Annotated in this window: 8 protein-coding genes; 5 read left to right on the top strand and 3 right to left on the bottom strand. The window is 38.6% G+C overall.

What is annotated here, in order from left to right:
• The first annotated feature begins 483 nt into the window (after positions 1-483).
• The gene (locus ACP6PL_RS17310) at positions 484-2,292 is read left to right on the top strand and encodes a V-type ATP synthase subunit A (protein ID WP_426546504.1); all 1,809 of its coding nucleotides are present in this window, start codon (positions 484-486) and stop codon (positions 2,290-2,292) included.
• Between the two features lie 163 nt (positions 2,293-2,455).
• Here ACP6PL_RS17310 and ACP6PL_RS17305 read toward each other — a convergent pair whose 3' ends face one another.
• Positions 2,456-2,584: a hypothetical protein gene (locus tag ACP6PL_RS17305; protein WP_426546503.1), complete on the bottom strand. Its 129-nt coding sequence runs from the start codon at positions 2,582-2,584 to the stop codon at positions 2,456-2,458.
• A 45-nt stretch (positions 2,585-2,629) separates the two neighbouring features.
• Between ACP6PL_RS17305 and gcvT the strand changes: the two genes are divergently transcribed.
• From gcvT to ACP6PL_RS17285, 4 genes are all read left to right on the top strand, one after another.
• The gene (gene gcvT / locus ACP6PL_RS17300) at positions 2,630-3,769 is read left to right on the top strand and encodes a glycine cleavage system aminomethyltransferase GcvT (RefSeq protein WP_426546502.1); all 1,140 of its coding nucleotides are present in this window, start codon (positions 2,630-2,632) and stop codon (positions 3,767-3,769) included.
• Positions 3,770-4,197: 428 nt separating this feature from the next.
• The gene (locus ACP6PL_RS17295) at positions 4,198-4,656 is read left to right on the top strand and encodes an ATP-dependent zinc protease family protein (protein WP_426546501.1); all 459 of its coding nucleotides are present in this window, start codon (positions 4,198-4,200) and stop codon (positions 4,654-4,656) included.
• 23 nt (positions 4,657-4,679) lie between these two features.
• Positions 4,680-5,585, top strand: a complete 906-nt coding sequence (gene rimK / locus ACP6PL_RS17290; protein WP_426546508.1) for a 30S ribosomal protein S6--L-glutamate ligase — start codon at positions 4,680-4,682, stop codon at positions 5,583-5,585.
• A gap of 368 nt (positions 5,586-5,953) precedes the next feature.
• Positions 5,954-6,898, top strand: coding sequence for a succinylglutamate desuccinylase/aspartoacylase family protein (locus ACP6PL_RS17285; RefSeq protein ID WP_426546500.1), 945 nt, complete (start codon positions 5,954-5,956; stop codon positions 6,896-6,898).
• Positions 6,899-6,962: 64 nt separating this feature from the next.
• On the opposite strand, the gene ACP6PL_RS17280 is transcribed toward ACP6PL_RS17285, so the two are convergent.
• Positions 6,963-7,094, bottom strand: coding sequence for a PEP-CTERM sorting domain-containing protein (locus ACP6PL_RS17280; RefSeq protein WP_426546507.1), 132 nt, complete (start codon positions 7,092-7,094; stop codon positions 6,963-6,965).
• A 63-nt stretch (positions 7,095-7,157) separates the two neighbouring features.
• Complete coding sequence (locus tag ACP6PL_RS17275) at positions 7,158-9,449, bottom strand: DUF1565 domain-containing protein (protein WP_426546499.1); 2,292 nt, start codon at positions 9,447-9,449, stop codon at positions 7,158-7,160.
• Between the last annotated feature and the right edge of the window lie 1,089 nt (positions 9,450-10,538).

Raw genomic sequence — 10,538 nt, 5'->3', positions numbered from 1 at the left:
AACCAGAGGTAATTATCAATTATCCATTATCAATTATCAATTAATGAAAGGAGATATTTTTTTGATAAAAAGGATGATTTACGGCAAAAAAATGGTATTGAAGCCATTCCCATGCGACTCATGACTCCTGAATTATGACTCCTAAAAATTCCCCTAGTTCTTTGTAGCAAACATTTATCAAATTGGTATAATTCATCAGTGTTTGAAGGTGAGTTAGACCCACCATTAAGTAGTTCGTCAAGAGAAAAAGGTTACCTTTATTATATTTTGGATTACATTTACTTCCACAATAAGCAACATTTCCAAGACGGCATAAGGTGAAAAGTTCTCTTGATTCTAAAAATTTTAGTTATTTGGTTCAATCAAATACTAAAGACTAGAACTACCATCAATCGAATGCTAAGCAGAATATAATAATGACATTGCTGATAATCACAGTATTCCTCTAAATAATTTCAATAAACAATAATAACTATAATAATTATGGCACAAACATTCAATCCAGCACAGGTCATTGCCGTTCAAGAAGACCTTGTTACCATTAAAAGAGCATCCACTCAGGCAAGACCTCTGATCAAAAATGAAGTGATTTATATTTGTCCGCAACGGCAAACTGAAGGTCGTACCGAAAAACTCAAAGCAGAAGTGCTGCGCGTGCGAGGACAAGAGGCAGAGGCCCAAGTATATGAAAGTACGCGAGGTGTTGGGATTGGCGATCCGGTTGAACAGACGGGAGAACTGTTGTCTGTCACCCTCGGACCAGGTTTGCTGAGTCAAGTTTACGACGGCTTACAAAATTCTCTCTCAGAACTGGCGACAGATTACGGTACTTTCTTGCCCCGTGGTGTTTATGCCTCAGCCTTAAATCCCCAGAAAAAATGGTCTTTTATTCCTACAGTTAAAATTGGCGATCGCCTCAAAGCTGGAGATACGATCGGTACAGTTGCTGAAGGTCGATTTACCCACAAAATTATGATTCCTTTCAATGAACCCACAGAAGTAACCGTTGATTGGATTCAACAAGGGAGTTTTACCATTGATACTCCCATTGCTCGGATTAAGGATCAAAATGGCAAAGAACGTAGTCTAACTTTAACCCAACAATGGCCGGTACGTCGTCCTTTACCGCAACAATTATTAGACAAACGATTTTCTCAACGGCTTTATCCCCAAGAACCGATGATTACGACTCAGCGGATTATTGATACGTTTCTACCCATTGCCCGTGGCGGAACGGGTTGTATTCCAGGTCCGTTTGGCGCAGGGAAGACGGTATTACAAGGCATGATTTCCCGTTTTTCAGCAGTGGATATCGTTATCGTGGTGGCTTGTGGGGAACGGGCAGGTGAAGTGGTAGAAACTATTACCGAATTCCCGAAAATGCAAGATCCTAAGATGGGGGGGTCTTTAATGGATCGGACAATTATTATCTGTAATACTTCTTCAATGCCTGTGGCCGCCCGTGAAGCATCTATTTATACGGGTATTACTTTGGGGGAATATTACCGTCAGATGGGTTATGATGTACTGCTGATTGCTGACTCTACATCCCGTTGGGCACAAGCTATGCGGGAAACGTCGGGACGACTCGAAGAAATTCCAGGGGAAGAGGCATTTCCTGCTTATTTGGATTCCTCAATCAAGGGAGTATATGAACGAGCTGGCATCATTCGCACCAATGATGGTACTATTGGTAGTCTGACTATGATTGGAACGGTTTCTCCGGCTGGGGGTAACTTTGAAGAACCCGTTACCCAGTCTACCTTAAGCACGGTCAAAGATTTTCTGGGATTAAGTGCAGAAAGGGCTTACAAGCGTTTTTATCCAGCGGTTGACATTCTCATATCTTGGTCGCGTTATCTCAAACAACTCGCCCCATGGTTTGAGAAAAATGTTGAACCGGGTTGGGTAAAACGGGTTGAAGAAATGATTGAACTGCTTCATACGGGGAATAGTATTGAGCAAATGATGCAGGTGACAGGGGAGGAAGGAGTCACCCTTGATGACTTTATTACTTCTCAGAAAGCTTTGTTTGTGGATATGGTTTACCTTCAGCAAGATGCTTTCGATGACGTGGATGCTAGTGCACCCCTAGAACGACAAAAAGAAACCTTTGGGCTGGTTTATGAGCTAGTTAATCGCCAGTACAAATTTAAAGATAAACAAGCTTCCCGTGATTATTTTACCCGCCTAACAGGTATTTTTAAGAACCTTAATTATGCTCACCCAGATTCTAGCGATCGGGCTAATTATTTGCAACAGATTCAAGAATTAGCCGAATCAGTGACTTGAGATACTCGCGATGGTGTGCATGGCGGGACACTGCAGGATTTTTTGATTCGTTCTGTACGAATCAAAGTGCCAAGCAGATTTGATATAGTTTTACCATCCTAGGGGTTTGGTCTCCCAACTCTGGTCTCCCAACCCTCCACCCCAAAATCTCAAAACTATAACTTTACAGTTGAGGGTCATACCCCCCACCTAACCCCAAAAGTATAATATCAAATCTGGTAGCATTGGTGTAATAAGACAGCACAGCGATCGCTACTTCCTCCTGACTCCTGACTTCTGTAAATACCCACAATGTCCTAAAATCAATAAAGTTTATTAATAAATTAGGGACATACCAGTGGCCAAGTCAACAGAATCTAATACACAACCTCTTTCTCGCACACCTCTATACGACTTAGCAGCAGAACTCAAGGGTAGAATGGTAGAATTTTCTGGGTGGGAAATGCCAGTACAATTCTCCGGCATCAGCACCGAACATGAGGCAGTACGCACCAAAGCAGGAATGTTCGACATTTCCCACATGGGCAAGTTTATCGCTCAAGGCCACGATCTAATTGAAAAAATCCAATATTTAGTACCTTCTGATCTGAGTAGTTTAGAACCTGGTAAAGCTCAGTACACCGTCTTATTAAATCCCCAGGGAGGCATTATTGATGACTTCATTTTCTATCGTCAAAGTAATGACCCCCTCACCAACGAAGCACGGGGTTTTATGATTGTTAATGCTGCCACTAAAGCCAATGATAAAGCCTGGATATTAAGTCATCTAGAAGCTAGTGGTGTTAAATTCCAAGATATCTCTGAGGAAAAAGTGTTATTGGCTGTCCAAGGGCCAGAAGCAGAATCATATTTGCAGCAATTTGTCAAGGAAAATTTGGCATCAATTGGATTTTTCGGGCATTCAGATATTACTGTATTAGAGCAACCTGGTTTTATTGCTAGAACTGGCTACACTGGGGAAGATGGGTTTGAAATTATGGTTGATCCTTCCGTGGGTGTGGAGTTATGGCGCAATTTGTTGAATGCTGGCGTTACTCCCTGTGGTTTGGGAGCTAGAGATACTCTGCGTTTAGAAGCGGCAATGGCACTTTATGGTCAAGATATTGACACTGAGACTACTCCTCTAGAAGCAGGTTTAAGTTGGTTAGTTCATTTGGATAAAAAGGGTGAATTTATTGGTCGTCAGGTCTTGGAAACACAAAAGACGGAAGGAGTCTCAAAACGTTTGGTGGGTTTGGAAATGCTCGATCGCTCTATTGCTCGTCATGGTTATCCTGTTTTGAGTGATGGTAAGGTGGTAGGAGAAGTTACCAGCGGTACTAAGTCTCCGACTTTAGGGAAAGCGATCGCTCTAGCTTATGTACCAAAAAAATTAGGGAAACTCGGTCAAAAATTAGAAGTAGAAATTAGGGGTAAAAATTATGCAGCTATTGTTGTTAAGCGCCCCTTTTATAGAAGGAATAGGGAGCTGGGGTGATGGGGTGGTAGGGTGATGGGGTGATGGAGAAAAATTACAACTCTATCTATTAGTGTGTAGTGCACTGTTTCATCTTAAATGTTGCATTAGAAAATGAGGGGATGGGGTGATGGGGTGATGGGGTGATGGGGTGATTATGAGAAAAGCGCTTTGCACTATTTTAGGTGAAACAATCCAGTAGGGTGCCTTAGGCGCAACCGTGTAAATGTGGTTGTACCTCAAAACTTAAAATTGCGCCGTAACGCACCATTTTAAAAGTAAAAAGTTAAAAGTTAAAAGCTGGAAATGGGGGAAAAATTACAACCTTCTTACTTACAGCAGATTCGGTGACTAATGTGGTACAACTGACGGGGTAAATATTTTTTGCTTATTCCCTATCTTGCTCCCCATCTTCCCTACTCCCTACTCCCTATTCCCTAAAACTAAAAATGAAACATCAAGAATTACCAATTATTGGCTGGCGAGAATGGATAGCATTACCCGAAATTGGCATTACTAGAATTAAGGCCAAAATTGATACTGGTGCCCGTTCTTCTGCTTTACACGCTTTTGATATTGAGACTGTTGAAATTGACGGTAAATCAATGGTAAAATTTAAAGTTCATCCCCAACAAAAAGATACCAATCTCATAGTAACTGCTGAAGCAGAATTAATAGATGAACGAAAAATTCGGAGTTCTAGCGGAGCAGCAGAATTACGTCCTGTTATTTTAACTGAAGTTAATTTAATGAACCAAAAATTGCAAATTGAGCTAACATTAACTAATCGAGAGTTAATGGGATTTAGAATGTTATTAGGCCGACAAGCTGTCCGGAAGAATTTCTTAATTAATCCTGGTAAATCTTATTTAGATAAAACTCGAAAATCAGTCAAGAATAAGGATTAAAAAAAATGGTAGAAAACAACAAAATGAAAATTGCTATTTTATCTACTGAACCCAATCTTTATTCTACTAGAAAATTAGTAGAAGCAGGAGTTGAACGGGGTCACGAAGTTCAGGTTATTGATTACCTGCGTTGTTATATGAATATTACTTCCATGAAGCCTCAAGTTATTTATATGGGTGAACCTTTAGAAGGATTTGATGCTATTATTCCTCGTATTGGTGCTTCTAAAACATTTTATGGCACGGCTGTAGTTAGACAGTTTGAAATGATGGGAGTTTTTACAGCAAATCCTTCTCAAGCTATTTCTCGGTCTCGTGATAAATTACGTTGTTTACAATTATTGGCTAGAGAAGGAATAGGATTACCAGTGACTGGTTTTGCTCATTCAACTAAAGATATTGATGGTTTAATTAATACTGTTGGTGGCGCTCCTTTGGTGATTAAATTATTAGAAGGAACTCAAGGAATAGGAGTAGTTTTAGCTGAAACTTATCAAGCGGCTAAATCAGTTATTGAAGCTTTTCGTGGCTTGAATGCTAATATTTTAGTACAGGAATTTATCAAAGAAGCGGGTGGCGCAGACTTGCGATGTTTTGTAGTAGGAGATAGAGTAATAGCTTCTATGAAAAGACAGGGAGCTGAGGGAGAATTTCGCTCAAATTTGCATCGAGGTGGTAAAGCAGAAAAAATTAAATTGAGTCCAGAAGAACGCTCAACTGCTACCCGTTCAGCTAAAGCAATGGGGCTAAGAGTTGCTGGGGTAGATTTGTTACGCTCTAATCATGGCCCAGTAGTGATGGAAGTGAATTCTTCTCCTGGTTTAGAAGGAATAGAAACTGCTACAGGAGTAGATGTTTCTGGTAAAATAATAGAGTTTTTAGAGAAGAATGCACAAAAAGGTCAAGTGCGCGATCGCATTGAAGGTTAAAGAAGTTAATTAATAATTAATAATGGATAATGGATAATTATTTTTGAGTATAATTATTAATTATTAGGATAAGTTTTAAACCAGATAGATTAATTATTAATTATCCATTGGTAAGCAATCTCCTACCACCTCTTAGATTGCTTCCTATCATTGCAATGACAATTACCAATTTTAGATAATACTATTTTTATAAATGTTTGCAATGAATCTCTATTACCTATTGCCTATTCCCTGTTTCCTGTTCCATATAACTAAAGTTTTATAAAATCCTTTTTTGACTCTTGGTCTAATACTTTATTTATTGATAAAAGATAGTAAATTTCAACAGGAAACATAATATTATTTCTCACCTATAAACTAAATAAAAAATGATAGAAATCGGTGGTTCAGTCATTCCGCCAGCAAAAAGACAACTAATAGAAATACCTATAGCACGTCTCCCTACTCAAACTTTAATTACTTTACCAGTTACAGTCATAAATGGTAGCTTTCAAGGACCAAAACTTTGGTTAAGTGCTGCTATTCATGGTGATGAAGTTAATGGTGTAGAAATTATTCGTCAAGTATTACAAAAAATTTCTCCATCTTTATTAAAAGGTACATTAATTGCTGTGCCAATTGTAAATATATTTGGCTTTATAGAACAGTCTCGCTATTTACCAGATCGCCGTGACTTAAATCGTTCTTTTCCTGGTTCAAAAAGAGGTTCCCTTGGCAGTCGTTTAGCTCATTTATTTATGAAAGAAATTGTTAGCAAATCTACCCACGGTATTGACTTACATACTGCCTCAGACCATCGCAAGAATTTACCACAAATTCGGGCTAATCTTCACGATCCTGAAACTTATGAATGTGCAAAAGCTTTTGCGGCACCAGTAACAATTCATTCCCAAACTAGAGATGGTTCTCTGCGGGAGGCCGCTGCCAAACAAGGTATTCCTGTATTATTGTACGAAGCAGGAGAAGCATTGCGCTTTGATGAGAATGCAATCAAAGTAGGGGTAGAAGGTATTATACGGGTAATGGCGAGTTTAAATATGTACCCACTAGAAACGTACCTGGAACTACAACCAGTTATACAAGTAAATGAGACTAAATGGGTACGAGCTGCTCGCAGTGGAATATTACGGCTATATGTGGAATTGGGTCAGAAAGTTATAAAAAAGCAATTATTAGGTGTGATATCGGATGCTTTTGGTGAACAAAATACTACCGTTAATGCTCCTTGTACAGGAATGGTCATCGGTAGTTTACAAAATCCTTTAGTTAATCAAGGTGACGCGATTGTACATCTGGCAGTTTTCGAGGAATAATTTAAGGAGTTAGAAGTTATGACTGTCAGAAGTATTCACAGAAACTACTTGGACTAAGTTCCATTTATCTTCTAGTATTTCGTTTGCCCCCTAGCATTAAACCGCCCAGTGCCATGAAACCTAGAATTAGGCTTGGTTCAGGAACGCGATCGCTAGATTTAGGAACAGGGACACCTACGGGGTAGAAGGTGGCTATAGGTTCATCTAACGTGGAGCATCTCCTTCAGGAGAAGGCTGTTAAATACTCTATTCCTATACCTTAATCAGCATTTCTCTTGCTACTCCTCAAACTATGACGATAAAATATTTTTGATAGAAAAATTATTCCAAATATCAACAAACAGATAACATTAGAAGACTCAGGAACTCGTTGATAGTCCCGATTAATTTCCTGATAGGAATCACCATTCAGACTTAGGTAAAGATTTTGATGTTTATCGCTGAGATGAACTTGATTAAATTCACAAATAGAAGTAGTATGACCCGCAAGATCGATTACATTCAGGCAATTAGAAGTTTGGGTAGTCTCTCCTACTTTAATTGAAACATTTTCTGGTAAAATTCGACCCAATGGTAACCCTGTGAGGATAAGTTGTTCGAGATTGTTTTCGTTAAGAATAGCTACAAGATTTGATAAATCTTCTTCTAATATTAACGCTCCAGGAACAAACTCTTTGGCACCAATTGTTTGACCGTCTATATTGATAGATGAATTAGTAAATGGTAGGAAAACTTCTCCTGAATCAAGTAATGGAAATAACTCTCTGGGAAGTAATTCACTATCAGATAATCCTGCGTCTTGCCGAGAAAAATTATTTTCTAGATCGCTCAAAAAAAGATTATCCTCTACAGTTGTTCCATCAGGAATATATGGTTTCCCTTGAGATGTCTGATTTTGATGACCGACAGTATTCAACTCACTACTAATATTATTGAGTAAACTTGTACCAGCAAGAGAATTCCTTGCTTCAGCCAGAAGGATACGACCATCAACTGTATTATTTTGTAAATTAATTAGAGTATTATCAGAATTCTCAGCAGTCTCCAAAATACCCCAAACGCCTATACTACTACTGCTCGTATTAAAAATAATGTTGTCATGGATGCTGTAATTAGAATTTCCTAAAGGTGCACCACCAGCATCCAACCGAATACCATAACCACCCCAATGTGGCGCAGTATCATTATAAGACCACACATCATGAATTAAATTGTAGCCAATTTCTGTTTCTTCAGCATCTCCCGCATTGAAAGCATTAATTGCAGCTAAATCGGTTTTTTGTAGGCCAATATTCCAAATATGATTGTGGGTAATCTCAGAACTTTGAAAATTGGCAGAAATTCCTATTCCACCAGTGTTAAAAATTGTATTTTGAGTAATTTCTACATTATATGGATTTCCTTTCGCTTGAATCCCCGATACACTGGCCGCAACATAACCTAAATCGTGAAATACGTTATTTTGTATGATGTGGTCATTACCAGCAATCGTTAATGGACCAGCGGTATTCCCGATGCGAGAATTGATTAATTGATTATTATTTCCTTGTATATCAATTGGTGGAGGAGCTATCCAACCACTTATTCCTTGATTATGACCGCCATAATCAGAAGTTATGCCGTCAAAAACGTTATAGGAACTATTGGAATTCATGGCAATCATGCTGCCAAAGAATTCGATGTCTTTAACATGGATATATGAGCGATCGTTGAGATTAAAAACTTGGTTGCGACGTTTTAATTCGATGGTTTTATTTTCTAAAGTGCCTCCTCGTGGCTTAAAGTATAGAGTGTAGGGGTCTCCCTGGGTTCCTTCAGTATCCAAAAACCATTCTTTTTCTGCATCGAGAGCATTATAACTTCCCCAGATGTAAAAAGGATCGTCAGCGGAGGGTTGATGAGAATTAAGCCATCCAGAAGGAAAATCAAACTCGAATTCAATTCGCCCTGGAGTAGAGTGAGTAATAGTGCCCGCATTTCCCCACCATTCATGACCAGGGATCAAGCTAATATAAGCGTCATCCCAAAAGATTTCAGGAAATTGTTCTAGTTCAGGAGATTCATAGTAAGCTGATATCTGAGAATATCCATTTTTTGATGATGGGGTTGGGTTTCCCAGGAAACCACCATCGGAGGAAATGATATGATTATCACGGGTTATATTAACAGCATTATCAATATTGGACCAGCGAGCTTCGATCATCATTTCGCCATCAACAAATAGTTGATTTTGACCAACTCCTAAATCCCTGATCTGGTTTTCGTCTAATTTAATTTTATAGATACCATCTTCATGTTCTTGCCATTCGCCTTCAATTGTTTGAGTTCCAGATATGATAACTTGTTCGCCATTGTAAGCTTCAAAGGTAATTGGAGCATCTGGGCGACCAGAATTTTTGGGTTGAACCCATTCAGAATAAACTCCTTCTCTGATCGAGCAAGTATCCCCAGGTTGAGCAATACTTGCACACTTATAGATAGTTTTAAATGGTTGTTCGATGGAACCTTGATAATTGTCATTGCCAGTTGGTGATACAAACCAAGTTGTCATATTCTCTCAGCTCCTAGTTTGTGTGTGTTATTTAATTTGTCGCAGTGAAGGCAAAGAGCGCGGATACATCAAAAGTCTAATACCTATCTAATACCTAATAGACAAAGCCATATTTTTTAAGATTAGTGGTGACCGTTTTAAGCTTCGCAAACTTGCACAATTAAACTCGGCAACATGAAAGGTTGTAAGTTTTTGGATCAAGAACGATTGCTTTTAAAGAGTCTGTATTGCAGCCATTTGATAAGTATTAACTGTTGGAATAACTCATAGATTCACTACCGACTGATTTAGTTTAGCCACGATCTCCTATAAAAAAAAAGGGTGATCATACTGAATTTTTTTATACTTAATATTTGATGTCACATTGAATATTTACAGTTGTTCAATTTGTTGACAGTAAGCGTACAGGTTATAGTCATCATGTATTAAACCCATACTGGTTATTAGCCTTTATGGGGTGATGATAACCCTTTGGGTTGTATTACTAAAACCGTTATTTACAGGAGCGATCATCTAGTAATGCAAATTGTCTCCATATTTTGATTTAGGTAGTATTATTAACACCGTTATTTACAGGAGCGATCGTCTAGTAGAGTAGATTATTGCCATATTTTGATTTAGGTTATATTATTAACACCGTTATTTACCGAAGAATTAAGGTTTAAAGCCTCTCACTCGCCGTGGAGAAATAAGCGGTCGTTTGCGTAGCATTCCGTAGGATGGGATGGCGAGGTCTCCTCGCCATATCCAATCGACCAAGAGAGAAAAAATTTTCCTTTTATTCAATCCTCTTCCTTTTAGGGCTATGCTTTATAAACATCTTTCTTAACATAAAATTTGACATGCATAGAAAAGTTATGGATTTGCTATTCAATGGATATTTAGGAAGAATAAATGTATTTAAAAATACGTTTTTTTTCCTGCAAGCCCTAATGAATGCGCTCACTCTCCCCCCACCTCCCCATCTCCCCATCCCCCTATCACAAAAGGGTTTTAGGAGTTCCTTATCAGGGATAGCTTTTAGGGAGAGGTAATTATCAATTATCCATTATCCATTATCCATTATTGAAAGGAGCGATCGTCTAGTAG

Origin of the sequence: Dapis purpurea BLCC-M126 (assembly GCF_050015975.1) — a bacterium.
In the GTDB taxonomy this organism is placed as follows: domain Bacteria; phylum Cyanobacteriota; class Cyanobacteriia; order Cyanobacteriales; family Microcoleaceae; genus Trichodesmium.
Note: the sequence above shows the minus strand (reverse complement) of the source record. Positions and strands in the feature narration are given on the sequence as shown.